Consider the following 24,970-nt stretch of genomic DNA (forward strand, 5'->3'; position numbering starts at 1 on the left):
CCATTTAGAGTTCGTTCTGTTTTATTTCCTTGTCCAGTAATTTCTTTATCTCAGCCAGTTTTTCCAGTGCCTGAATAGGCGTGAGTGAGTTGACATCTAAATCCTTGAGCGCCTCGGCCACCGGGTGGGGCAGGGCGCTGAACAGTGCCAGCTGGTTCAGGTCAGCTGGTTTTAACTTATGCGCGCCGCCGTCTAATAACGGTTTGCCCTGGACATCAAATCCCTGCTTTTCCAGTTGGCCAAGTATCTGTCGGGACCGCTTGATGGTTTCTTTGGGCAGTCCGGCCAGACGGGCCACGTGGATGCCGTAACTCTTGTCCGTACCGCCGATGATAATCTGGCGAGTGAATATTATCTTGTCGCCCCATTCCTTGACCGCAATATGGTAGTTCTTTATGGCCGGCAGAATCAGGGCCAGTTCGGTCAGTTCGTGATAATGCGTGGCAAAGAGCGTCCGGCTGCCCAAGCGGTCGTGGATGTATTCGGTCACGGCCCAGGCAATGCTGACGCCGTCAAAGGTCGAGGTGCCCCGGCCGATTTCATCCAGGATAATCAAACTCCGGGTGGTGGCGTTATTGAGGATATTGGCGGTTTCGTTCATCTCAACCATAAAGGTGCTGGCGCCTCGGGTGAGTTCATCCGATGCTCCGACCCGGGTAAAGATGCGGTCTACCACGCCGATAATGGCTTCCCTGGCCGGCACAAAGCCGCCCATCTGGGCCATCAACACTATCAGCGCCACCTGCCTTATATAGGTGGATTTGCCGGCCATGTTCGGGCCGGTCAGGATGATGATGCGCTGTTGTTCATTGTCTAATAGGATATCGTTAGGTATAAATTTCTCGTCTAATATCTTTTCCAGGACCGGATGGCGCCCTTCGGTAATCTTGATGACCAGAGAGTCGTCAATTGTCGGAGCGCAGTAGTTGTTTTCACTGGCTACAGTGGCCAGTGACAGCAGGCAATCCAATTGGGCAATGCCGGATGCGATATTCTGGAGTTGGGTGATATATTGTTCAGCGTCCTGGCGCACCTGGATAAATATTTCGTATTCCATCTTCTGGCTGCGTTCCCGGGCGTGCAGGACCTGGGTTTCGTAGTCCTTGAGTTCCGGGGTGATATAGCGCTCGCAGTTCTTAAGGGTCTGCTTGCGGATATAATTGTCCGGTATCTTGGTCTGGTGCACGTTGGTGATTTCGATGTAGTAGCCGAAGACCTGATTATAGCCGACCTTGAGCGAGTTGATGCCGGTGCGTTTGATTTCCTCGGCCTGGAATCTGGCGATGAAGTCCATGCCTTCCTTGCACATACCACGGAGTTTATCGAGTTCGGCGTTATAGTCCTCGCGGATAAATCCGCCTTCGGTGATTTCCAGAGGCGGGTCATCAACCAGCGCGGTGGCAATGAGTTTCTGCAACGGCTCTAACGGATCCAGCCGACTGAATATATCCTTGATAATGTCGTAGGTCTTATCTTGTAAAACAAGCCGGCTTTTGATAAGCGGGATTCTCTGCAATGTTCTTTTGAGGGCCACCATATCGCGCGGATTGGCCCGGCCCGAGCCGATCTTGGCCGTGATGCGTTCGATATCCACGCAATCCTTGAGTTCTTTCTGAAGTTCCCGGCGCCTGGTCATATCACGGACGAACACCCCGACGCCGTCCTGGCGCTGTTTGATCCGGCTGATGTCGGTCAGGGGAGACAGCAGCCAATCCCTGAGCAGACGCGCGCCCATGGCGCTCTGGGTCTTGTCTAGCACCCAGAGCAACGAGCCGTAGGAAATATCTTCCGGCACAGCGTTTGTTTGTAATCCATAGCGCTGGGATGAGATAGTGCCCAGCAATTCCAGCGAGACCTGGGTAGTCCGGTCTATGTAAAGCCGGTTGTCAGCCGAATAGCGTTCCAACTTGGTGATGTATTTAAGCGCGCCGCTTATAAGCTCTAATTTGGTTGTGCCGGGTTGGAGATTATGGCTGGGCTGGGTATGGTAGAGATACTGCATGATGGCGCCGGCAGACGAGATTCCACTCTTCAGGCCTTCACAGCCGAATCCGGCCAGGTTGGCGGTATGAAAATGTTCCAGCAGGGTCTTATAGGCGCTGGTGAACTCAAATGTCCAGTCGCTGACCGGCGTAAAGGTGGCGTTGAGGCTGGCCTTGAGTCCGCTGAGGATTTCAGGTTTCTGGTCAGCCAGGTATTCCGGAATCAGGCACTCAGCCGGGTTTATCCGGCGCAGTTCGTCTATGAGGCGGTTGAGGTTGTAGGGAAATTCTTGGGTTTTGAATTCGCCGGTAGACAGGTCAATCCAGGCCAGACCAATAGCGTTTTCCGGCGTAGAGCGTTGAGCGTTGAGCGTTCCGAAAGCAATAGCGCACAGGAAGTTGGGCGCCTTGCTGTTAAGAATGTTGTCTTCCAGGATGGTGCCGGGCGTGATGACCCTGATGACCGAGCGGTCCACCAGTCCTTCGGCTGATTCGGCCGGTTCGGTCTGTTCGCAGATAGCCACCTTGAATCCGGACTTGAGCAGTCGGTTGATATAGTTGGTAGCCGAGTGGTAGGGCACGCCGGCCATGGGCACGGTTTTTTCATCCTTGAAGCGCGAGGTCAGGGTGATACCCAGCACCCGGGATGCGGTCTTGGCATCGTCATAGAACATCTCGTAGAAATCGCCCAGCCGGAAAAACAGTATCTCCCCGGGATATTTGGTCTTGATGGCCTGGTATTGTTCCATTAATGGGGTCATAGTTCAAATTACAACGGAGAAACTAAAGAACTGATAAACGAAATAACAAGTTCTTCCGTTCTTTAGTCCTTTCGTTCTTCAGTTTATGGAATAACAATCGCCTCGGTGCCGGTTTCGTTTATTCGGTCCGCCTCTTTCTTGGCCTCTTCAAAGGTCTCGTACCGGCCGGACCAGACATAATAGAATTCCTTGCCGGCTATCAGGATAATATTAACCGTGGCATCGATGCCTTTTTCCTGGGCCAGCTCTGCCTGGTAACTCAGGGCATTTTCCTTGACGCTGTATTTGCCCAGCTGGACCGTGAAGATATCCGGCGGTATGGACAGCCGTTCCTGGATATGTTCGCGGAGTTTTTCGTCCGGCTCGTTTTCTGGCTGGAGCGCCTCCAGCGCTGACTGGAGATGCTCTTTTCCCTGGGCATATTGTTCGTTACGCATCAGGCAGATGCCGATGTTGTAATGGAGCTCGGGTAGTGACAATTCATTATTATTGTTCTTGATGGCCCGCTGGTAATAACTGACCGAGGCCTTATATTTATGTTGAGATTGGTAGAGCTGGGCCAGTGCATTATAAGTGAGCACTTCAAATGACAAGCGGTTATTACGGGGCGGGTTATTCAGCGCCTTAAGCAGATTCCTTTCCGCCTCCGGATAGTTGGTCAGGGCCAGATAGGATACGCCCATCCGGTAATACGCCTCCGGGATATAATCAGACTTCTTTTCGGTCGCGATAAACTGCTGGTAATAGCCGATGGCCTCGGCGTAGTTGCCGTTCAGGAAGTTGTCCTCGGCCTGGCGGAACGCCTCATTGTTGGGAAATACCGCCGGTGGCAGGGAAGGGCATCCGGCCAGGGCCGCGACGAGAATGGCTAATGACAAAGGCCAAATGGCAAATTTCATACCAATAATCTACTAAACATCTACCTCAGGGTCAAGAATTATGGATAGCACTTCTTGACAAGCAGTGTTCATCTGTGTAATCTGTGGCTATGTTAGGTTTTATCAGAAAGTTATTCCCGTCCCGGAACGAGCGGCTGGTCAATGCGCTCTCCCGGGTGGTGGAACGGGTGAACAGTTTTGACAGGGTGATGCAGTTACTTTCCGACGAGCAACTCCGCGCCAAGACCGCGGAATTCCGCCAGCGCCTGAAGGACGGCCTGACCCTGGATGACCTGTTGCCTGAGGCCTTTGCCGTGGTTCGTGAGGCCAGCAAGCGCACCACCAAGATGCGCCACTTTGACGTCCAGCTTATCGGTGGCATGGTGCTCCATCAAGGCAAGATTGCCGAGATGGCCACCGGCGAGGGCAAGACCCTGGTGGCTACGCTTCCGGCCTATCTTAATGCGCTGCCCGGCAAGGGCGTGCATATCGTGACCGTCAACGACTATCTGGCCAAGCGCGACCGCGAGTGGATGGGTCCGATTTACGAGATGCTCGGCTTAACCGTCGGCGTCATCCAGAACCATATGGACAATCCGGAACGTAAGGCGGCCTATGGCTGCGACATCACCTATGGCACTAATAACGAATTCGGATTCGACTACCTGCGCGATAATATGAAGGTCAGGTTCGATTCCCAGGTCCAGCGCGGGTATTATTTTGGCATCGTTGACGAAGTGGACAGCATCCTGATTGACGAGGCCCGGACGCCGCTGATTATTTCCGGTCCGGCTGAGGAATCGACCGACAAATATTACGTGGCCGAACGGGTGGCCAAGCAGATGAAGAAGGACATTGATTACGCAGTCAAGGAGAAAGAGAATTCGGTTATCCTGACCGAGACCGGCATAGAAAAGGCCCAGAAGCTGGTTGGCGTGGACACCTTTTATACCGGCCAGAATATGGAATGGCCCCACCATATCGAGCAGGCCTTGCGCGCCAAGGAATTGTATAAAAAGGATAAGGAATATATCGTCAAGGACAACGAGGTTATTATCGTGGATGAATTCACCGGGCGCTTGATGCCGGGCCGGCGCTGGAGCGACGGGCTGCACCAGGCGGTCGAGGCGCACGAGAACCTGAAAATCCGCGAGGAGAACCAGACCCTGGCCACCATTACCCTCCAGAACTATTTCCGGATGTATGAGAAACTGTCCGGCATGACCGGCACGGCCATCACCGAGGCCATGGAATTCTTTAGCATCTATAAATTAGAAGTGGTGACCATCCCGACCAATAAAACACTGACCCGGCATAGTTATCCGGATTTGGTCTTCCGGGTGGAGGATGAGAAATTCGAGGCCATTGTTGAGGAGATAGTCCAGACAAGTTCTACCGGACGGCCCATCCTGGTCGGCACTACGTCCATTGAGAATTCAGAACGCATTAGCGATATGCTCAAGCGCCGGGGCACCAAGCACGATGTGCTTAATGCCAAACAGCACGAACGCGAGGCCCAGATAGTGGCCAATGCCGGACAGCGCGGGGCAGTCACCATCGCCACCAACATGGCTGGGAGAGGCACGGATATTGTATTGGGCGAGGGTGTGGCCAAATTGGGAGGCCTGCATATCCTGGGTACCGAGCGTCACGAGGCGCGCCGGATTGACAACCAGTTACGCGGCCGGGCCGGACGCCAGGGCGACCCGGGCTCGTCACAATTCATTCTCTCCCTGGAAGACCATATCCTGCGGCTCTTTGCGCCCCAGTGGGTATCCGCACTGCTCCTGAAACTGGGTATGGAAAAGGGACAGCCCATAGCCAGCCGGCTGGTTTCCAACGCCATAGAAAAGGCCCAGAAACGGATGGAGTCCCACAACTTTGATATCCGCAAGAATCTACTGGATTATGATAAGGTCATGAACGAACAGCGCCTGATTGTCTATGGCCAGCGCCAGAAGATACTCAAGGGTGAAAACCTCAAGGAAATGGTTATGGAGATGATTAAGGAATCCATCTACGAGAAGATAGACAAATTCCTGCCCGAGGATTCCAAGGAGTGGGACTTCCAGGGACTGTCCGACCTGCTAAAGCAGAAAATCGGCGTCAATGTCCCGGCCCCGGACCTGACTGCCTTGAAGAGCGATATGGAAGGGTTGGAGGAGCGGATAATCAAGGAGGCGGAGAAATCATATACCGAGCGGGAGCAGAAACTGGGCACGGAATATATGCGTAATGTCGAGCGTTTTATCCTGCTGGAAAAGATAGACGAGCGGTGGAAGAACCATCTCTATGCCATGGATTATTTGCGGAGCGGTATTGGGCTACGCAGTTATGCCCAGACCGACCCGAAGATGGAATACAAGCGCGAGGGCTACCGGATGTTTGACGAGATGCTGGCCGGCGTCAAGAATGAGGTGACCGAACTGATATTCAAGGTTCAGCCCATTAAGGAATTGGAAGAGGAGTTGGCCCGGATCTGGAAAATCAGCGACACCTCGCACAAGGAATTAGGCAGTTTTGAAACGGTCTCCGCCAAAGGCGGATCCGCCTCAGGCGGAAAGCCAGCATCTCCGGATAGCGCCGGGTTACAACCCCCCGTAGAACGACCGAAACCTATCATCGGTAGTAGCAAAGAAACCGGACGCAACGACCCGTGTCCTTGTGGAAGTGGAAAGAAGTTCAAGAAGTGCTGCGGAGTAGGAAGATAATAATCTGATTAAACAAATCTATCTATAGCGTAATTCTCTTGCCTTGCCGTGGAAAGGGTGGTAATTAAGCAGGGTATTTCCGGAATTCCAGGATAAAGGAATACAAAATGACAAAAGAAGAAGATTTTGCTATTCATACTCTACATTGGGCTGAAATAGAACCTCGATATTATGCCGAGTATACAGGGAAAGATAATAGTCTGTATGCTATCTGGCCCGCACCTGTTGATGCGGATGCATGTTTTAATAAAGCTGGATTTAACGATTTTTCTGATTTAGATACCAGTAATGAATTTGAAGGGATTCTATCTAATTTAGTTCAATCCTTTACAAAACTGGGAACCCCTAGGGTTATTAATAAATATTACCCCTCTCTGTATCATAGGTTTTTTAAAAGAATTGATATAATGGGTCAGCTTTTAGGTCCAGTATATGACGATAGAATACCGGCGTGTATTGTTGAATTCGGTAATCCTAAAGTCGCAGCAATCAAAACAGAAGCTGGGCACCCTATATTATTAGTTACCGTAAAAAAAGATCGGAATGAGTTATTTCAAAGTATACTGATAAAAATAGCTAATGGACGAAATTTAAAGAATACCATATTGAAATGGGAGCATATTATTTCGAATTCCGGGGACGCCATACCTAATAAGCCATAACGAATAATCTTTCCAATCCCTTTGGAGCGAATTGTGGCGCCTTCCTACTGGGAACCCTGCGGGTTGACGCCACGAGCTGGGAGCGTATGCCTACGAGCCGGGAGCATATGCCTACGGGTTGTAGACTGGTGCGTGGGACACATTAGACCGGGCAAATTCTGGGGACACAGAGCTTGTCCAAAAACCAGTTCTATCTTTCTATGTAAATCATATATTTTTGTTATGATGAGGTCAAGGAAGGAGATTAAATCATGCCAACACGTCCTTATGACCAGAATCAGCAATTCCTGTTACCGCCTCGCCTTGATGAATGGATAAATAAAGATACTCCGGCTCGTATATTTTCAGAGATAATAGACCAATTAGATATATCCGGATTCCAGGAGATTAAAATGGAGGGCCGTCCGCGATTTAATACCAAAATGATGCTGAAAATACTTATCTGGGGCTATGCTAATGGTATCCGGGCCAGCCGTAAGATAGCCAAGAAAGTTCATTCTTGGTTCTGGTGACACACACCTTCGGAGGTAAGCATTTAAATCACTGCGTTCTAAGGCGCTGTTTTTCTAATCCGGCAGGACATACCTGATTAATATTCTGGCTCCACGAAAAACCTGCACAATACCGCTGGTGGGAAAGAAATCCGCCATATTGGGGAGGAAATCCGCTTGAGCGGGGAAGAAATCCGCTTGAGCGGGAAAGAAATCCGCTTTAGCGGAGAAGAAATCCGCCTTGGCGGGGAAGGTTTCCGCCTGAGGGATGAACGGTGTACCCGGTGCGCTCCAGCCGCCGGCTGGATGCTCCCGACCAGTGCTTCGCACAGGGCAGACCGAGGGATGAAAGATTCATCCCCAAGGATGAATGCTGGGACTGAGGGATGACTGTTTCAGCCCAAGGGATGAAAGATTCAGCCCCAGGGATGAAAGGTTCAGTCCCAGAGATGAAGGATTCAGCCCAAGGGATGAAAGGTTCATCCCCAAGGATGAGCGCTTGGACTGAGGGATGAACGGTTCAGTCCCAGGGATGAAAGGTTCAGACCCAGGGATGAAAGATTCAGCCCCAGGGATGAAAGTTTCCGCCCCAAGGGATATTTATTCGCATAACGCCTTAACTTTAATAACTACAGCAAATATTGATAGAATCCCCCTTCCCGATGGGGTGGGGTAAACTCCGAACCATGCCAGAGGTAACAACAACCCCCCGGCCCCCTTTTCTGGCGCTAAAGACGCCATGGCGCTTCGGAGCCATAAGGGGGAGTAATAGAGGCATTCCCTCCGTACGGAGGGATTAAAGGGGTTGTCCCTACCCAATCCTATGGGTATGGCAAATGGCAATAGCCAGGGCATCTGAGGCGTCGTAGGGTTTGGGGATTTTGTCTAAGGACAGGATGTTCTTGACCATTTCAGCCACTTGGACCTTGTCAGCCCGGCCGTTGCCGGTGACGCTTTTCTTGACCTCAGCCGGTGAATATTCATAGACCGGGGTGCTGGTGGCGGCGGCCGCCAGCAGTGCCACTCCGCGTGCTTCGCCTATCTTGATTGTGGCCTGAGCATCCATAGAGAAGAACACGGTCTCTATGGCCATCTGGTCCGGCTGGAATTCCTTGATTATCTTGAGGATTTGCTGGTAACTGCGCAGCAGGCGGGTGGATAGGGTGGTGGCGTCGCACTTGGAATCTTTGGGCAGGGCGTCCTGGGTCTTGATGACCCCGTAGGTGATGACCTTTATTTTAGGTTCGGTGGAGACGATGCCGTAGCCGATGATGCGCGTGCCGGGGTCAATGCCGAGAATTAGCATAGATTATAACTAAAGAACTAATAAACTGAAGGACTCTTACAGGGTAAACTCCAGAACAATAAGTTTTTTAGTTCTTCAGTCCTTTCGTTCTTTAGTATTCGGCGGGTAGCTCTTTCATCTGCGCGGCGCTGAAGACCGGGCCTTCCTTACAGACATAGACCGAGCCCACATTGCACCGGCCGCATTTGCCCAGCCCGCACTTCATCCGGTTTTCCAAAGTAGTATAAATATTCTCCGGCCCAAAACCCAGTTTATCCAGGACCGGCAGTGTAAACTTTATCATGATAGGCGGCCCGCAGATTAGTGCTACGCCATTGGAGCTATTCGGATTGGCCTGTTCCAATATCACCGGCACTAAGCCGACCTTGCCGGTCCAGTCTTTTGTTTCACCGCCCGGGTCAACGGCCTGAACCACTGTGGTATCCGGATATTTAGCCCATTCAGGCAGTTCGCGTTTATAAACCAAATCAGCCACGGTCCGGGCGCCGTAGACAATGGTAATCTTGCCGAATTGTTGCCGCAGGTCCAGGCAGTTCCAGATGACCGAACGGATAGGCGCCAGGCCGATGCCGCCGGCGATAAAGACGATGTCCTTGCCCTGGAATTTATCCAGCGGGAAGGAGTTGCCGTAGGGGCCGCGGAATCCGATGGTGTCGCCGACCTCTGAATTAAACAGCGCCTTGGTCACCCGGCCGGACTTGCGGAAACAACATTCAATATAACCCTGTTTGGTCGGGGCTGAGGCAATACAGAAGGTGGATTCACCCTCGCCGAATGCCGAATACAGGCCGAATTGCCCGGCCTTGAAGGCAAACGCCTTGGCCACTGCCTCGTCCTGGAAGAGGAGTTTCATGGTCTTGGTGTCGTAGGTTTCTTCGATTATCTCGGCCACGGTCATTAAATAGGGGGTATAGATATTAGTCATAGTATATTACTCTGATTTCTGAGATTTCCATTTATTAAAGGTTTCTATTGCCTGATTCCTGACCCACGAATCGCCATCATTGATTAATTTCTCTATTTCCTGGGTATATTCTCTGGCATCAAGTTTATCAAGCGCCCTGATGGCTTGGATACGGGTTAAGTAATTATCATCCTTAAGAAGTTTCGCTATGTCTTTAGTGTATTGTTTTGCTCCATATTTGGCTAACATCTCGGCAACGTCACCACGAATATGGGGATAAGAGTTGTCATCACTAAGTAGTTTTGCGATAGTATCAATATAGGTTTCAACAACCCCAAACTTATCAAGTGCTTTAATAACTTCCTTGCGAACAGAAAGGTCTTTATCGTTAAGACATTTAGCAATCTCAGGGGCAAATTTCTTATTCTCAGGATTCTTTGCTAATAAACGTATAGCGCGCTCCTTAGCCCATCCATCTAATTCATCAAGCGATTTAACCAATTTATCAGGATATTGGGCAATTATGGGAGCAGCAGGGGATGATGGCTGGCCGTTTTTGAATTGTAATAAGAGACCTTCATAAGTGCGTAAATAGACGAAGAGAGATATTCCGACACTGATAATCAAAAATATGGTTATACTGTGTAACCAGATGAATATATGACCTTTTTTATGCGGAGATTTGGTTGTATACCACCTTATTATCTGTTTTATCAGATACCACCCCCAGATAAAAGAGAGGGCTAATCCGGAAGCAAAAAAACTTCCACAAGTCAGTATAGAGATTAGAATACAAAGGAGAAAGAGAATCCATCCTTTTCGTATGTCGCGACTCTCAGGATAGGCTGTGTAAACTCCTTCACCAGTATCCGATTTGTGGATAAATATTCTTGATACGGTCAGGGTAAGAAGCCATAAGAGGTAAAGTGGCACTACAAGTATTGCAAATGGGAAATACCACACAACTTGTTCATCAATACACATACCGCAGGCATAAACCGGTGAAGAGATGCCTAATATAAATAAGATAGATAAGAGATATTTAAGCATTATTTACTCTGTGTGCTCTGTGCCTCTGTGGCTAATTTATTTATCTGTATTAACACGTTCAGTAAGCTCATATCAGCCGGGCAGTGGCGGACACACCGCCCGCAACCGACACAGAGCGTCCGGTCGAATTTATCGGGATAATAATTGAATTTGTGTTCGATGCGCTGCCGGAATCGCTTTGACTGCATATCGCGCGGGTTATGGCCCGAGGCGTGGACCGTGAACATGCCAAACTGGCAGGCATCCCAGTTCTTGCAGCGCTGGCCACCCTTGGGCGTGCCTTCGTCAATGATATCAAAGCAGTGGCAGGTCGGGCAGAGATAGGTGCAGGCACCGCAGCCGATGCAGGGCAGGGTGATTTTGGCCCAGATCGGATGCTCGAAGTTCTTGGCCAGCCAGGGCTTAATTTTGGACAGGTCGAACTTCTGGTCCGGCCCTTTGTATTCGATAGGAGTTTCGTTAGTATCAGTAAAGAGTGTTTTATATTGGTTAGCCAGATTCTTGCCTTTATCGCTGATGGGTTTAACCAGATAGTTTCCTTTGGTAGTTTTCTGTAGAAAGATATCGCTGCCTTCGGTGGTCTGGGGCGTGATACCCACGCTGGTGCAGAAGCAGAATTCGTCGCACTTCTCGCAGGCCAAGGTGATGATAATATTCTTCTGGCGGCGCTTGAGATAGAATTCGTCGTTATAGTCCCAGGTAAAGACCTTGTCCATAATCGGATAGGAGACGGCCTCGCAGGGCCGCATGCCGAACAGGATTAGTTCCTTGGGTTCGGGCGGCTCGGTTATGCTAATCTTGCCTTTTTTAGGGAATGAATAGTTCAGAATCGGCTCGCTGTCCGCGAAGAAGTATTCCTTGGTGGATTTGGTCGGGAAGGGCATGTCCAGATTGACTTCGGCAAATGAGGTGATGGCCTTATAGGCCGAATCCTTGCCTTCTTTTACCGGGGCAATAACAGTTCGCTTGTCCTTTATCAGCGCTTCAATTAACGCCTTCAGATTATTCTGGCTTATCAACATATTTGCTTATTCGCTAAATCCGGCCACCCAATGGCCGACATAATGGGTTATGATTATCACGGCGATTACTATGACCAGATGTTCGAATACCACCTGGCTGATTTTGTTGCCTTGTTTGTGGGCCATCCTGATGCTGACGGTCAATATCAGGAACAGCCCCCAGGCAATGGCTACGACAATGGCGATGGGGAATTCGGCCGCGACCACCGGAATATGTATCGTGCTGGAGAACTCCCATAACAGGACCGGGATGGTAAATGTCAGCGCCACGACAAACTTGGCGACAAAGGTGGAGACCGTGGCCATCCAGATTTCCGCGGTGGTATGTTTGTTCTCCGCTTCCTCGGAGATATGGATGCCCAGGGCGTCCGAAAAAGCGTCGGCAATGGCAATGGTGATGATGCCGCCTAAGACCGCCCATTTGGAATGGGTGCCGGAATGCAGTCCGACCATCAGACCCAGGGTGGTAATTACGCCTGAGGTAGAGCCGAAACTAAAACCGGTGGTTAGAGCATGGTTCATATGATAAAGTTTTCCTTGTCTTCCGGATTATAGGTGGCCAACGGCGGCGGCACGGTCGCATCAAAGCCGGCCTCGTATCCGAAATTGGATTTAACGTTATTATAAATCATCTTATTCATAAGCATCAAGGGGATGCCGACCGGGCAGGACCGCTCGCATTCTCCGCAATCGACACAGCGTCCGGCCAGATGGTAAGCCCGGGTCAGGTTCCACATAAAGTCGCCGGCCGGATTAGGCGAGGTGGGTATCCACTGGGGCTGGTTCTTGTCGGCAATACAGCGGTTGCAATAACACAGCGGGCAGATCTGCCGGCAGGCGTAGCACTTGATGCACTTGGAGAATTCCTTGTTCCAGAAGGCCCGGCGTTCGGCCGGGGATAGTTTCATCATTTCGGTTATTTTCTTATCCAAGTCGTCTGATTTATAGTCCTTGATTGACATCTCGATTACTTCGTCATAAAGATTCGTTATCTTATCATTGGTTGAAGTAGAGATGATATAGACATCGTTTCTGGTGAGTTGGTGTTCCTGAATCAGTCCGGTAATGGCCCGCAGGTTTGAGTAGGAGGCAATGACGCCGCGCCGGTCCAATGCCTTGACCTCCGGCTTGAGCAGATATTTGCTGAGCATCGCCACACAGGTATCGTCGTATATCAGGCGGCTGGCTTCGTCAGGAGCGGTAATCATCACCGGCCGGGCCAGTGCCGGGTTATCGCCTTTTTCATAGCCGATAAAGACACCGATGGTCTTGGCTTCCAGCAATTCCTTCACCCGTGACTTGAGTTTGTCTATCATAATATTATTTGCCCAGTTTGCCGAACGGCCCCAATGCCTTTACGGCATCGGTCACTTTATTAACCACCTCAACGAATCTGGCACCTTCGGCGGCCGAGACCCAGGAGAAATGGATTCGGCCTGGTTCGATTCCGGCATATTCCAGCATATCCTTGAATACCATCCAGCGCCTCCGGGCCAGGAAATTACCGCTCCGGTAATGGCAGTCATTCGGGTGGCAGCCTGAGACCAGGATGCCGTCCGCGCCGACCTCAAACGCCTTCATCAGGAAGAGCGGGTCCAGCCGTCCTGTACAGGGCACCTTGATAACCCGGATATTGGGCGCATACTTCAGGCGGCTGGTGCCGGCCAGGTCCGCGCCGGCATAACTGCACCAGTTGCACAGAAAGGCGATTATCTTGGGTTCAAAATTACTTGGCATAATAGATTCGCTAAGTTTACCTTGTAAGGGCTCACTGCAAGTTTATTTTATACTCACCTCAAAAATACGGTCTAAGCGAAACTGCCGGTCCTCGGAACAGTTATGGCAATAGGCCGAGACATAGGTCTTACCGGAAAAGGAATAGATATTAAACGGCGTTATCTCCCGCTGGGTCTCGTCGCCCTTGTTATTGCGGTATTTAATCTCAACGGATCGGCCTTTGTCTATGGCCTGTTTTAGTCCGATTTTATCATCCGGAAGTTCTATCTTATCAAAGATATAGTCCGAGAATTTCAGGCCGCTGGTGGTCCGGTTAGCGATATCCTGGACGGTCATCTTATTGTCCAGCCGGGTTAGGCACATCTTATAGAGCTTCATCACCACCATGGCATCGGCCAGGGCCCGGTGGTAGCCGTTCTGTTCGATATTCAGGCACTTGCCCAGCGTGGATAACTTGTGATTCTCCACATTCTTAAAACATATCCGGGACAGTTCGCAGGAGTCAAGAAGCATATTAACCGGCGGTTTAATCTTATACATAGAAACGGCCGCCATAAAGAATCCCACGTCAAAGGCCACATTATGGGCCATCAGCGGCGCATCGCCGATATAGTCCAGAAACGACAGCAGGGCATCCTTTTCATGGGGCGCGTTCTTGACCATCTCGTCGGTAATGCCGTGAATATTGATAACCACCTGGGGAATCGGCATCCCGGGATTGACAAAGGTCTTGAATGTGTCAATCTCGCGGTTATCCTCGGGATTGAACCGGACCGCTCCGATTTCTACTATCTTGTCCTTTATCGGATACAGGCCCGTGGTCTCGAAGTCGAACGCAATTAAAGTATTTGTCATGATAGCGATAATATTTCAGCGTAAACCTGTTCTTCGGTTATGCCAGCTAAATCCGGACACTTGGAAGGGCAGGTGGCGACGCAGACTCCGCAACCCTGGCAGAGTCCTTCATTTACCTTGGCGACCTGCCGGATTAACTGCCCCTGTTTATTCTTGATATCCTTTAGTTCCATGGCCTTATACGGACAGGCGTTGATGCACATCTGGCAGCCGGTGCAGAGCGTCTCATTAATCCGGGCCACCGTGCCTTCCTTGTTGAGGGTGTCTTTGGAGAATAATGCCAGGACCTTGCTGGCCGCGCCGGACGCCTGTGAAACCGCGTCCGGTATATCCTTGGGCGCCTGGCAGGCCCCGGCCAGGAAAATACCGGCATTGGTCGTCTCGACCGGCCGCAGTTTCGGATGCGCCTCGGTCAACCAGTGATATTTGTCGTATGAGGCGCCTAATTTCTGATAAAGCGTTTCTATGTTCTTATTGGGCATCATGGCCGAGGCCAGAACCACCAAATCGGTTTCTATTTCCACTTTGTTCCCGCTCAGGGTGTCCATTCCGCGGACAATGAGCTTGTCTTTCTTGCGGTAGATGCGGCTGACCCGGCCGCGTAAGTAAACCGCTCCGTCTTCCTCAATGGCCCGCATGACAAATTCCTCGTAGCCCTTGCCGCCGGCCCGGATATCGATATAAAATACATAGGCCTTGCCGTGGTGGACCTTGTGTTTGTAGAGCATGGTCTGCTTGGCCGTATACATGCAGCAAATCTTGGAGCAGAATGAGATGCCTTTGGCCGGGTCGCGCGAGCCGACGCACTGGATAAAGACCACGCTCTCCGGCACCTTGCCGTCCGAGGGCCGTTTGATTTCGCCTTTGGTTGGGCCTGAGGCGCTGATAATCCGCTCGAATTGCAAGCCATTAATTACGTCCTTGTATTTGCCATGGCCGTATTCGCCATAGAAATTATTAGGCAGCATTTCATAGCCGACGGCCACGACGATAGAGCCAATCTTCTCGGTGATGATTTCATCCTGCTGGGTGTAATCAATAGCCCCGGGCGGGCAGACCTTTTCGCACAGCCCGCAGCGGTCCTTTAATAGTTTCAGGCAGGTGTTCTTATCTATGACCGGGATGTTGGGCACGGCCTGAGGGAAGGGCACGTAAATGGCGGTCCGGAATCCGGTGCCCTGGTCAAACTCTGAAGGAATCTTCTTCTGCGGGCATTTCTGGTAGCACAGGCCGCAGCCGGTGCAGACGCTCTCTTTGACGAACCGGGCCTTCTTGCGAATGGTCACCTCAAAGTTGCCCAGATAACCTTTGATGGATTCTATTTCGCTATAGGTATATAACTTGATATTCTTATGCCGGGCGCAATCAACCATTTTGGGCGTCAGGATGCACTGTGAGCAATCCAGGGTCGGGAAGGTCTCTGATAATCCGGCCATCTTGCCGCCGATAGAGGGGGTTTGTTCCACTAAAATAACCTGATGCCCGCCTTCGGCAATATCCAGTGCGGCCTGGATTCCGGCCACGCCGCCGCCGATGACCAGGGCTTTTTTGGTAATAGGCACCTTGATATCGCCCAGCGGTGAATTTTGCTTGACCTTTTCAATCATTAATCCGGTCAGTTCTATGGCCTTGGGGGTGGCTATGGCCTTGTCCTCATGCACCCAGGAGCATTGTTCCCGGATATTGGCAATCTCACAGAGATAGGGATTCAGTCCGGCCTCGGCCGAGGCGTTCCGGAAGGTCGGTTCGTGCATCTTGGGCGAGCAACAGGCCACTACCACGCCGGTCAGTTTCTTTGACTTGATGGCGTCCTTTATCATATTTTGCCCGACCGAGGAGCACATGTACTTGTAGTCCTGTGCATCAACCACGCCTTTTACCAGCATAGACGCATCGCGAACCTTTTCTACATCTACGGTCCGGGCAATGTTCTCGCCGCAGTGACAAACAAATACGCCGATTCTTGACATAGTTATTTCTTATACAGGATTATTCTGCGCCTGTACGGTGACACCTTCCGTCGGCACAAAGTGCATGTTCAATCCCAGTTCCTTGGGTTCAATGCCCATGGCCAATCCGATTAACTGGGGCAGATATATAATGGGCATATTATAACTGACGTTGTATTTCTTCTCGATCGCTGTTTGCCTCATATCCAGGTTAATCTGGCACATCTGGCAGGCCACGATGATGGCCTGGGCTCCGTTCTCCTGGGCGTCTTCCAGAATCTTATTGCTTAATTCCAGCACCGCATCCTCGTTGCAGACCGTGAATCCGCCGCCGCAGCATTCTATCTTGAATTCCCAATCCACGGTTTGAGCGCCTAATTTCTTAACCACCTCATCCATAGAGGTCGGCTGTTCCGGGTCGTCGTATTTGAGGAGCTTGGGCGGGCGGACCAGCAGGCATCCGTAATAGCAGGCGACCTTGAGGTCTTTGAGCCGCTCCTGATTTACCTTGGGTTGAATCTTATCCATCAGCCGGGTGAAGATGTCCACGCTGTTGATGACCTTAATTTTACCGTCATAGTTTCCGTTTTCCACCTTATATTTGTTATCCAGTATATCCTGGTTTGTATTGATAAGCGTTTTGGAACAGAACGGACACGGTGCAAATAGTTCGGTTAGTTCCTGCTCCTTAGCAAGGGCCAGGTTTCGGGCGGGCAGGGCCAGGGCCAGTTTATGGTTGGTAGAATGGGCCGCCGAGGCGCCGCAGCAGTTCCAGTCCTGAATCGGCTCCAACTCCACGCCGATTTCCTTGAATACACGTTCTAAGGACATCGAATAGTCCTTGGAACTGCCTTCCAGCGCGCAACCGGGATAATAACCTAATTTCATTTATCGCATTCCTCGAATATCTTATTTATCGCTTCGACATTCTCTATCTTATGCGGCAACAGTTTGAGTTTGCCGGTTAATAGCATCTTGGGGGTCTTGGCAACGTCCTGGAATAGGGCCAATGCGCGCAATTTATATTTGGCTATCAACATCACCTCATATAACCGACCGTTGGAGCGGATGGTCTCCAGGAATGACTTATGGAACTGCTGAATCTTGCGCTGTTCCCTGGTGGCCAGGCCTTCCTTGATGGATAATTCCCGGCAGACATCCATCAGACCGGCAATCTCGACATCTTTAGGACAGCGGGTAGAACAGGTCAGGCAACTGACGCAGACCCAGATGGTTGACGAGGTCAAGACCTGTTCCCGTTCGCCTAATTGGATATGGCGGATGAGTTTACTGGGCGGGTAGTCCATCTGCATGACCATCGGGCAACCGGCCGAGCATTTACCGCACTGGTAGCAGTCCCGCAGGTTGATACCTGATATCTTGTCAATCTCATCAACAAACTGCTGGAGATTATTTTTAAGTCGCAACGTCTTCATTTAACGCGTTATGTTACCAGCGATTCCTAAAACGGTCAAATAAAAGAGCTAAAATAAGTTGACGCCATTTGCTGAAGAGTGATATAAGTATACACTTCTCGTAAGAGATTTAGAATGTGAGGTGCTTAGTGAATATCATCACTTGCATAAAGCGGGTCCCATCCACCGAAACCAATGTCCGGGTCGGCTCAGACGGTAAATCATTAGAGACCAGCGGCGTGGAATATATTCTCAGTCCGTTTGACGAGATTGCTTTGGAAGAGTCGCTCCGGGTAAAGGAAAAACTGATTGCCGCGGAGCAAAGCGGAGTCCCGGCGAATGTCGGGAGCGATGTCACGGCAATTACCGTGGGCACTCCGGATGCGGCCACAACCCTGCGCACCTGTCTGGCTATGGGGGCTGATAAGGCCGTGCATATCAAGGATGCAGACGCATATAAGAGAGACCCGTTTGCCGTTGCCTCAGCGTTGGCTTCAGTGATTAAGACCATGCCTTATAACCTGATTCTCTGCGGCAAGCAGGCCGTGGATGATGATAATTCCCAGGTCGGCGCCATGCTGGCCCGGTTATTGAATATTCCGTTCGTCAGCTTGATTACCAAGCTGGAAATCTCAGGTACAAATGCTTTGGTCCAGCGCGAGATTAGCGGCGGCTACGAGGTTTTAGAGGTGACTCTGCCGGCCGTGCTGACGGCCCAAAAGGGACTGAATGAGCCGCGTTATCCGTCACTCAAGGGTATTATGGGCGCCAAGAAGAAACCGCTGGAGGAAAAGACCGCCACATTTGACAGTGCCACCATTGAAACAATCAAGATGGAATACCCGCCTTCCCGGCCGGCCGGCCGGGTGGTCGGAAAGGGTGTTGAGGCGGTTCCGGAGTTGGTTAAGTTACTCAAAGAAGAAGCAAAAATCATTTAGTGTATAGCAAGGAGTTGAAGATGCAACCGATATTAGTTTTTGTAGAGCAGGCCAATGGTCAGATAAAGAAGACATCATTGGAAGCGGTTTCAGAGGCCAGGCGTCAGGCAGATGTTATCAAGACCGAGGTTGTTGCTCTGGTTATCGCCGAGAAGGCAGATGCGTTTATCAAGGATGCTGGTTCATACGGCGCTAATAAGGTCGTAGCAGTGGAAGGCGCTGATTTCAAGGAATATCTGACCGCCTCTTATACCCGGGCGACATTGGCTGTGGTCAATTCGGTAAATCCCATGGCTGTTTTATTCTCTGCCACGCCTAATGGCAAGGACCTGGCCGCAAGTGTCGGCGCAGAACTTAAGATATCGGTGATTCAGGATTGTATTTCACTCAATTATGACAATGGCGCATTTGTCGCCCGGCGGCCCATCTATGCCGGCAAGTCCATTATCACGGTCAAGGCGCTGAAGACACCGGTACTGGTGACACTCAGGCCCAAGGTATTCCCGTTGGGCGCAACGGCCAGCCAGACGCCGTCCGTGGAGAAATTGGCGGTTTCTTTAACGGCCGATGATAAGCGGGTCAAACTCAAGGAAGTGGTGCAGAGCGGTCAGAAGAAGATGGAACTGACCGAGGCGGATATCATTGTTTCCGGCGGCCGGGGTATGAAGGCGCCTGAGAATTTCAAGGTAATAGAAGAATTAGCCGGGGTGCTCAATGCGGCCGTAGGCGCATCGCGCGCGGCTGTGGATTCCGGCTGGAGACCGCATACAGACCAGGTCGGCCAGACCGGCAAAACCGTGTGTCCGACCCTCTATGTGGCCTGCGGGATTTCCGGCGCCATACAGCACCTGGCCGGGATGTCATCCTCAAAGTGCATTGTGGCTATCAACAAAGACCCGGAAGCGCCGATATTCAAGGTGGCTAATTACGGCGTGGTCGGGGATTTGTTTGAGGTGGTTCCGGCCCTGTGCACCGAGTTAAAGAAGAACTGATTTCCTGCCGATAGTATTCGGTATGCAAACAGTTATTCTCCTGACTATCTCCAACGTCTTTATGACCTTTGCCTGGTACGGGCATCTTAAGTATAAGACCTCTCCGCTCTGGATAGCCATTTGCGTAAGCTGGCTGATTGCCTTTGTGGAGTATTGTTTCATGGTGCCGGCCAACCGCTTTGGGCACGGACAATTCACCGCCGCCCAGTTAAAGACCATCCAGGAGGTGATTACCCTGGCGGCCTTCTGCGTATTCTCTATCCTCTATCTCAAAGAGGAATTCAGATGGAACTACCTGGTCGGGTTCCTGATGATTATTGCCGCGGTCTTTGTCATATTTCGGAAGTGGTAGGATATTCTTTTGGGCGCATCCTGACTAAATGTGGAATTATCATTGACATTGTTTAATGGGAATGGTAATAAATATCGATATAAAGGAGGTTTAATAAGATGCGAAAACTATCATACCGAATTTTGTTAAGGCCGGAGCCGGAGGGTGGCTATACCGTAATGGTTCCTGCGCTGGCCGGCTGTATTACTTATGGCAAGAATGTGGCCGAGGCAAAGAAGATGGCGCTTGATGCCATAAAAGCATATCTGCATAGTTTAAGAAAACATAGCGAACCAATCATAGACGATTCTGATGTGTTAGAGGGAACCCTGAATATCCAGTATGTCTAAACTTCCGGCCCTGACCCCGCAAAAGGTCATTAAAGTTCTGACCCAACGTGGTTTCATCCTTGACCATTCATCCGGCAGTCATCAGGTTTACTACCAGCCCGAAACCAAAAAGAGGGCGGTGGTGCCATTCCATCACAGGGATATTCCGGTTGGGACGTTATTATCAATTCTTAAACAGGCCGGGATTAGCCGTGACGAGTTGAGATAGTGTATGGTTCCTGATGATTATCGCCGCGGTCTTTGTCATCTTCAAGAAGTGGTAATTATTCCATGAAGCGATTAATTATTTTTTTGGCATTCCTTATCGCAGTTATAGGGCTGTTGATATTCTACAGGTATGGCAGGTCTATATGGGGTCCGGTTGTTGTTAAGATAAAAGGTAAGCTTAAGGTTGAGGATGTCATACAAAGAATTGGCACGTCTGTTGATTCGAGATTGCAGGCGTATTTTGACAAGTCAGGTGCTAATTATCCGCCTCGTAAAATATCGTTTCTTGCATTTAAGACGGAAAAGCAATTAGAGCTGTGGTCAGAACAAGACGGCAAATGGATTTATATCAAATCATATCCCATCCTCGGCGCCAGCGGCAAGATTGGTCCCAAATTACAGGAAGGGGATTGGCAGGTGCCCGAGGGAATTTATGGCGTTGTTGGTCTTAATCCAAACAGCAGTTATTACCTTTCAATAAAGATAAATTATCCCAATGACTATGATATCCAAAAGGCAGCACAGGATGGTCGTCAAAATCTAGGCGGGAATATATTTATGCACGGCAAGACAAACTCAATCGGATGTTTGGCAATGGGAGACGAGGCGATAGAAGAATTGTTCGTGCTTTCTTACCGGGTTGGTTATCCTAATATTAAGGTGATTATTGCTCCGTATGACTTACGAATTCCGCAATCTATGCCTCAGCTGTCTTTAAGTATATTATGGTTTCCTGAACTATGTGACAATATTAAAAAGGAATTGTTGTATTTCAAGCGATAAGCACGCTGATTATCCCGCGTCGTTAATTTTCATCATATTCAAGAAGTGGTAAACGCTTTTCCGGTGTAATTTTCTTGATATAATCGATTAGGCTGGTATGGTAACATTCGATATCATATGAGCGGCAAAAGAGCGAAAATATTGGTGGTCGATGATGACCAGTCATTCGGCGAGATGATGGTAAAATTTCTGGCCGAACTAAACTACGCGCCCGTCCATTTCATTGGCGGTGTAGAAGCCCTGAAGCATCTGAATGACAATCCGGTTAATCTGATGATTCTGGATATCCGGATGCCCGGGATGGATGGCCTTGAGGTCATCCGGCAGGCGCAGTTGATAAATGCCGGCCTGCCGATAATCGTGGTTTCCGGTTTTCTTACCCAGCCCGTGATAGATGATATGACCAGGTTAAATGTGGCTGACTATTTCACCAAGCCGGTTCAATTGAGCGACTTGAGGGACCGGGTGGCATTCAAACTCGCCTGCACCATGCTTAGCCGGGGATTTCCGGACCGGTAAGCCGGTTATCGTCGCAGTCTTTGTCATATTTAGGAAGTGGTAAGGCATTCCATAAAAGGGCTTGACTTTTAAGGAATAGTTTCGTATATTTCCAGCATCTCAAGATTGATTAACCTTAATGCTTTAGGTTTTTCTTAACTGTAATTTTAGGGCAATGTTGCCCGGTAAAACAGGAAAATAGCCGAGAAGGAAATGTGTCCATACGGGAAAACTCCGTGGTTTGATGCAGTTTTTAGGGTGGATCAAACATTCATATATATGGAGGAAAGATTATGAAAAAAGTAATTATTCCTATTCTGACCATAATATTCCTAATCGGCCTCATTACTTCGTCTCAGCAGGCTAAAACAGACACCAAGGAAGATTTACGCGGCAAATTGGCCCAGGGCAAGCAGCTTTGCAAGCCGGTCATCAAAAATGACCCTGATGGCACAGCCAGATGTTACCGGGATTATGAGGGCGCCCTGAAACTATTTCGGGAGATTGTGTCCTATGGCCTGGGTCAAGATGTTTACGGGGAGGCCCAGCTCAATGTGGCCAAGACCTTGGGCAAGCTCGGAAGAACTGAAGAAGCTGTCGAAGAATACAGAAAACTAATAAGGGCCGTCGGGGCCCTGACGAGCACTAGAGATTCATCCCCCGCTAGTATGCGCTTAAAAGATTACCGCTCTCAAGCGCAAAAAGAGATTGCTTATCTTTACTTTAACAACAAGCAGTATAAGGAGGCATTGGAGGCCATTGTTGAAGCTCAAAAGTATCCGTTTGGAACGGGATGTGGGACTTGTGACATAGAAATCTATTTGGAAGATGCAGAATTCACAGGCCGTTGTTATGAAAAATTGGGCGAAACCGATAAAGCCGTGGACTTGTATTGGAAGGCGACTCGCAAATCAAGTTTTAATATGGTCCGCGATATACCGTTAGCTTTAACCGATATTTATATTGCGCGCGGTAAGGTTGACGAGATTAAGGCTTTAGCCGAAGCCGAGGCCCAGAAGAGTAAAACTAGCGCCACAAAGGTTATTTTGGAATATCTGGAAATAGTGGCATTAAAGGATAAAGGTGATGTGGAGGGCCTTTTTAAATTAATAGTAGAAACGGTGAATAAAAGGGATAGATATTTGAACATGCTGTATTACCGAAAGGATTTATCTTGGAAAGTTGTCAAGGCGGCTGAAGCCTTGGGCAGCTTGGATGATAAGGCGGTAGGGTTTATCAGCAAGAAACTACTCGAACCTGAAAATCGTTGTGCTGTGTTTTGCGCGGGTTTTATTCAAAATAAACTTATTCTGCAGCCGATGTTAGACTCTTGCCCGACTGCTAATAGCAGGCAAACAATGAGGAGCTCTTCTTTTTTGGAATATAGCGAAACCTTTTATTCGCTAAAATCCCTGGCTTTACCGTTTTTTGAAGAGGTTCTCAAGACCAGTAAGAACGAGCAAGAGCGTGCAAAGGTCGCGCAAATAATGGGATGTTTTCCGAGAATAGAAGCAGGTTTGGAATAACTATAATCAGTGGTAATTCGTGGAACGTCTGTCTACTGGCAGACAGGGGTAATGAACGGTTCACTGATGCCCCTGAATGGTTAGCCTCAATTCGTGGGACCGCATACCTAATTATGAAGTGAGTGGTGTCTCCAGATTTGTGCAGATTTGTCGGATTATGTGATACAGGGTGTGGGATTATGCTTTACCGGGTATGGGATTGTGCGATACCGGGTATGGGACGGTGTGATACCTGGTATGGGACTGTGTGATACCTGGTATGGGACTGTGTGATACCTGGTATGGGACTGTGCGATACGGGGTATGGGATTGTGCGATACCTGGTATGGGACTGTGCGATACGGGGTATGGGACTATGCGATACCGGATATGGGATTGTGCGATACCGGGTATGGGACTGTGCGATACCGGGTATGGGATTGTGTGATACGGGGTATGGGATTGTGCGATACCGGGTATGGGATTGTGTGATACGGGGTATGGGATTGTATGATACCAGGGGTGGGATTATACGATACCGGGGGTGGGACTGTATGATAGGGGGCGGGCTACCCCACCCCCCTGTGTTTTGGTGATATAACTCTCTATTAAATATCAGGTTATGGATGTCAATATTATAACACACCTAAAAGCATTTATTCCGGCCTTTAATGTCTATCCGTTTGAAAAAGCGATTGACTGGGCTGAGAAATATTATGCCAGTATCAAGAATTTCAAAAGGAGATGGCAGAGGGCAGTGCCGGACGAAAAGACGTTCCGTAAAAAGGTGGCCAGGCCGGTTATTAGGGTTACCGAGGAGATGATAAACCCTGAATTTGTAAACCGGAGCGGATTGCACGTTGATGATATTATCAGTAAGATGAAGTATGAATTGCGCCGTGATATTACGGCCAGGAAATACATTGAAAGGATTAAACGCGCCTATAGCACGGTCAAAGGAGTGCCGGCTAAGAGGGTTAAGGATGCCCTTGATATCGGCGAGGTCAGATACTGCCTGGATATGACCTTTGGCGGATGGCGTTTTACCGGCCCTCTGGACGGTAAAGGCCGGGGCCCTTTTGCGCTGGCTGAATCCTGGCTCAGTAACAGTCCAAAGGCGCCGGGTCTGTTGAGGAAACAGGATGAGGTTGTGCTGGGCGGGCCGGTTCTTATTGCCACCCCTAAAAATACGCCCCGGCTTAAGGAAAAACTCCATAACCAACTAATGCGCTCCGGTTCTTTTATCGTGGAAGCACACTACGACTCCGCGGTGATAACGGAAGAAAATGATAAGATTAACGGGCTGGTTAATAAATTCATCAGCAAGAAATTCGTGCCGTTTGGCAGTAGTGGCGCCTCGCATCTTGATTTCGTCCTGCATCCCGAATCGGTTATACCGGCTGATTCGCCGGCTATCAGGCAGATTCATTACAACGCCTATGCCTTTTTTCAGGGCCGGCAAACGGCTGATGACCTCAGAAAGAGGTGTATAGAAACGCACCGGGTTGCTCCGGTCAATCCGCAGGATTATATCGGCTGGAGGACTGAAAAGGCATATTTTGATATGCATCTGGATATCCAGGTGACGGCTAAATAGGCGCCTCAATATCTCACGAAAATATCAGATTTTTCTTGCTATTGTC

The 24,970-nt window shown here is 49.8% G+C and carries 27 protein-coding genes; 13 read left to right on the forward strand and 14 right to left on the reverse strand.

The window, feature by feature from the left end:
* Positions 1–4 precede the first annotated feature (4 nt).
* Both mutS and HZA49_07725 read right to left on the reverse strand, forming a co-directional pair.
* Positions 5–2,743 carry a DNA mismatch repair protein MutS gene (mutS, locus tag HZA49_07720; protein MBI5779328.1) on the reverse strand — a complete coding sequence of 913 codons (2,739 nt, stop codon included), beginning with the start codon at positions 2,741–2,743 and terminating at the stop codon, positions 5–7.
* A gap of 83 nt (positions 2,744–2,826) precedes the next feature.
* Positions 2,827–3,642, reverse strand: coding sequence for an SPOR domain-containing protein (locus HZA49_07725; GenBank protein ID MBI5779329.1), 816 nt, complete (start codon positions 3,640–3,642; stop codon positions 2,827–2,829).
* An 89-nt stretch (positions 3,643–3,731) separates the two neighbouring features.
* Between HZA49_07725 and secA the strand changes: the two genes are divergently transcribed.
* The 3 genes from secA to HZA49_07740 all read left to right on the forward strand — a co-directional run bounded on the left by secA (position 3,732) and on the right by HZA49_07740 (position 7,506).
* Positions 3,732–6,332: a preprotein translocase subunit SecA gene (gene secA, locus HZA49_07730; GenBank protein MBI5779330.1), complete on the forward strand. Its 2,601-nt coding sequence runs from the start codon at positions 3,732–3,734 to the stop codon at positions 6,330–6,332.
* A gap of 107 nt (positions 6,333–6,439) precedes the next feature.
* A complete protein-coding gene (locus HZA49_07735) occupies positions 6,440–6,994 on the forward strand; it encodes a hypothetical protein (protein ID MBI5779331.1) in 555 nt (184 codons plus the stop codon).
* A gap of 251 nt (positions 6,995–7,245) precedes the next feature.
* Positions 7,246–7,506: a transposase gene (locus HZA49_07740; GenBank protein MBI5779332.1), complete on the forward strand. Its 261-nt coding sequence runs from the start codon at positions 7,246–7,248 to the stop codon at positions 7,504–7,506.
* Positions 7,507–7,560: 54 nt separating this feature from the next.
* Here HZA49_07740 and HZA49_07745 read toward each other — a convergent pair whose 3' ends face one another.
* Positions 7,561–7,815, reverse strand: coding sequence for a hypothetical protein (locus HZA49_07745; protein ID MBI5779333.1), 255 nt, complete (start codon positions 7,813–7,815; stop codon positions 7,561–7,563).
* Positions 7,816–7,855: 40 nt separating this feature from the next.
* On the opposite strand from HZA49_07745, the gene HZA49_07750 reads away from it, so the two are divergent.
* Positions 7,856–7,993 carry a hypothetical protein gene (locus HZA49_07750; protein MBI5779334.1) on the forward strand — a complete coding sequence of 46 codons (138 nt, stop codon included), beginning with the start codon at positions 7,856–7,858 and terminating at the stop codon, positions 7,991–7,993.
* A gap of 303 nt (positions 7,994–8,296) precedes the next feature.
* Here the strand turns inward: HZA49_07750 and ruvC are convergent, their stop codons facing one another.
* From ruvC to HZA49_07805, 11 genes are all read right to left on the reverse strand, one after another.
* Positions 8,297–8,791, reverse strand: a complete 495-nt coding sequence (gene ruvC, locus HZA49_07755; GenBank protein MBI5779335.1) for a crossover junction endodeoxyribonuclease RuvC — start codon at positions 8,789–8,791, stop codon at positions 8,297–8,299.
* 91 nt (positions 8,792–8,882) lie between these two features.
* A complete protein-coding gene (locus HZA49_07760; GenBank protein ID MBI5779336.1) occupies positions 8,883–9,716 on the reverse strand; it encodes an FAD/NAD(P)-binding protein in 834 nt (277 codons plus the stop codon).
* Positions 9,717–9,722: 6 nt separating this feature from the next.
* Positions 9,723–10,745, reverse strand: a complete 1,023-nt coding sequence (locus HZA49_07765) for a HEAT repeat domain-containing protein (GenBank protein MBI5779337.1) — start codon at positions 10,743–10,745, stop codon at positions 9,723–9,725.
* Positions 10,745–11,767, reverse strand: coding sequence for a 4Fe-4S dicluster domain-containing protein (locus HZA49_07770; protein ID MBI5779338.1), 1,023 nt, complete (start codon positions 11,765–11,767; stop codon positions 10,745–10,747). The genes HZA49_07765 and HZA49_07770 overlap by 1 nt, the downstream gene beginning before the upstream one ends.
* A 6-nt stretch (positions 11,768–11,773) precedes the next feature.
* Positions 11,774–12,289, reverse strand: a complete 516-nt coding sequence (locus HZA49_07775) for a hypothetical protein (protein ID MBI5779339.1) — start codon at positions 12,287–12,289, stop codon at positions 11,774–11,776.
* Positions 12,286–13,083 (reverse strand): 4Fe-4S dicluster domain-containing protein, encoded by a 798-nt coding sequence (locus HZA49_07780; GenBank protein ID MBI5779340.1) that lies wholly within the window; start codon positions 13,081–13,083, stop codon positions 12,286–12,288. Before HZA49_07780 ends, HZA49_07775 begins: the two co-directional genes overlap by 4 nt.
* Positions 13,084–13,087: 4 nt before the next feature.
* A complete protein-coding gene (locus HZA49_07785) occupies positions 13,088–13,504 on the reverse strand; it encodes a hydrogenase iron-sulfur subunit (protein ID MBI5779341.1) in 417 nt (138 codons plus the stop codon).
* A 42-nt stretch (positions 13,505–13,546) separates the two neighbouring features.
* Positions 13,547–14,359 carry a WYL domain-containing protein gene (locus HZA49_07790; protein MBI5779342.1) on the reverse strand — a complete coding sequence of 271 codons (813 nt, stop codon included), beginning with the start codon at positions 14,357–14,359 and terminating at the stop codon, positions 13,547–13,549.
* Positions 14,356–16,329, reverse strand: a complete 1,974-nt coding sequence (locus HZA49_07795; protein MBI5779343.1) for a CoB--CoM heterodisulfide reductase iron-sulfur subunit A family protein — start codon at positions 16,327–16,329, stop codon at positions 14,356–14,358. Before HZA49_07795 ends, HZA49_07790 begins: the two co-directional genes overlap by 4 nt.
* Before the next feature lie 9 nt (positions 16,330–16,338).
* Positions 16,339–17,196: a CoB--CoM heterodisulfide reductase iron-sulfur subunit B family protein gene (locus HZA49_07800; GenBank protein ID MBI5779344.1), complete on the reverse strand. Its 858-nt coding sequence runs from the start codon at positions 17,194–17,196 to the stop codon at positions 16,339–16,341.
* On the reverse strand, positions 17,193–17,744 hold the full coding sequence (locus HZA49_07805; protein ID MBI5779345.1) for a 4Fe-4S dicluster domain-containing protein: 552 nt from the start codon (positions 17,742–17,744) through the stop codon (positions 17,193–17,195). Before HZA49_07805 ends, HZA49_07800 begins: the two co-directional genes overlap by 4 nt.
* Positions 17,745–17,872: 128 nt before the next feature.
* Between HZA49_07805 and HZA49_07810 the strand changes: the two genes are divergently transcribed.
* The 9 genes from HZA49_07810 (at position 17,873) to HZA49_07850 (ending at position 24,924) form a co-directional block, all read left to right on the forward strand.
* The gene (locus HZA49_07810; protein MBI5779346.1) at positions 17,873–18,661 is read left to right on the forward strand and encodes an electron transfer flavoprotein subunit beta/FixA family protein; all 789 of its coding nucleotides are present in this window, start codon (positions 17,873–17,875) and stop codon (positions 18,659–18,661) included.
* A gap of 20 nt (positions 18,662–18,681) precedes the next feature.
* The gene (locus tag HZA49_07815; protein ID MBI5779347.1) at positions 18,682–19,653 is read left to right on the forward strand and encodes an electron transfer flavoprotein subunit alpha/FixB family protein; all 972 of its coding nucleotides are present in this window, start codon (positions 18,682–18,684) and stop codon (positions 19,651–19,653) included.
* A gap of 22 nt (positions 19,654–19,675) precedes the next feature.
* Entirely contained in the window at positions 19,676–20,005 is a 330-nt protein-coding gene (locus HZA49_07820; protein ID MBI5779348.1) for a DMT family protein, read from the forward strand.
* Positions 20,006–20,103: 98 nt separating this feature from the next.
* Positions 20,104–20,334 (forward strand): type II toxin-antitoxin system HicB family antitoxin, encoded by a 231-nt coding sequence (locus HZA49_07825; protein MBI5779349.1) that lies wholly within the window; start codon positions 20,104–20,106, stop codon positions 20,332–20,334.
* On the forward strand, positions 20,327–20,542 hold the full coding sequence (locus tag HZA49_07830; GenBank protein ID MBI5779350.1) for a type II toxin-antitoxin system HicA family toxin: 216 nt from the start codon (positions 20,327–20,329) through the stop codon (positions 20,540–20,542). The genes HZA49_07825 and HZA49_07830 overlap by 8 nt, the downstream gene beginning before the upstream one ends.
* Before the next feature lie 62 nt (positions 20,543–20,604).
* A complete protein-coding gene (locus tag HZA49_07835) occupies positions 20,605–21,324 on the forward strand; it encodes a L,D-transpeptidase family protein (GenBank protein MBI5779351.1) in 720 nt (239 codons plus the stop codon).
* A 117-nt stretch (positions 21,325–21,441) separates the two neighbouring features.
* The gene (locus HZA49_07840; protein MBI5779352.1) at positions 21,442–21,843 is read left to right on the forward strand and encodes a response regulator; all 402 of its coding nucleotides are present in this window, start codon (positions 21,442–21,444) and stop codon (positions 21,841–21,843) included.
* 272 nt (positions 21,844–22,115) lie between these two features.
* Positions 22,116–23,348: a tetratricopeptide repeat protein gene (locus HZA49_07845; GenBank protein ID MBI5779353.1), complete on the forward strand. Its 1,233-nt coding sequence runs from the start codon at positions 22,116–22,118 to the stop codon at positions 23,346–23,348.
* Between the two features lie 601 nt (positions 23,349–23,949).
* On the forward strand, positions 23,950–24,924 hold the full coding sequence (locus HZA49_07850; protein MBI5779354.1) for a hypothetical protein: 975 nt from the start codon (positions 23,950–23,952) through the stop codon (positions 24,922–24,924).
* Positions 24,925–24,970 lie beyond the last annotated feature (46 nt).

The sequence above is a fragment of the Planctomycetota bacterium genome (genome assembly GCA_016235865.1).
GTDB lineage: Bacteria > Planctomycetota > MHYJ01 > JACQXL01 > JACQXL01 > JACRIK01.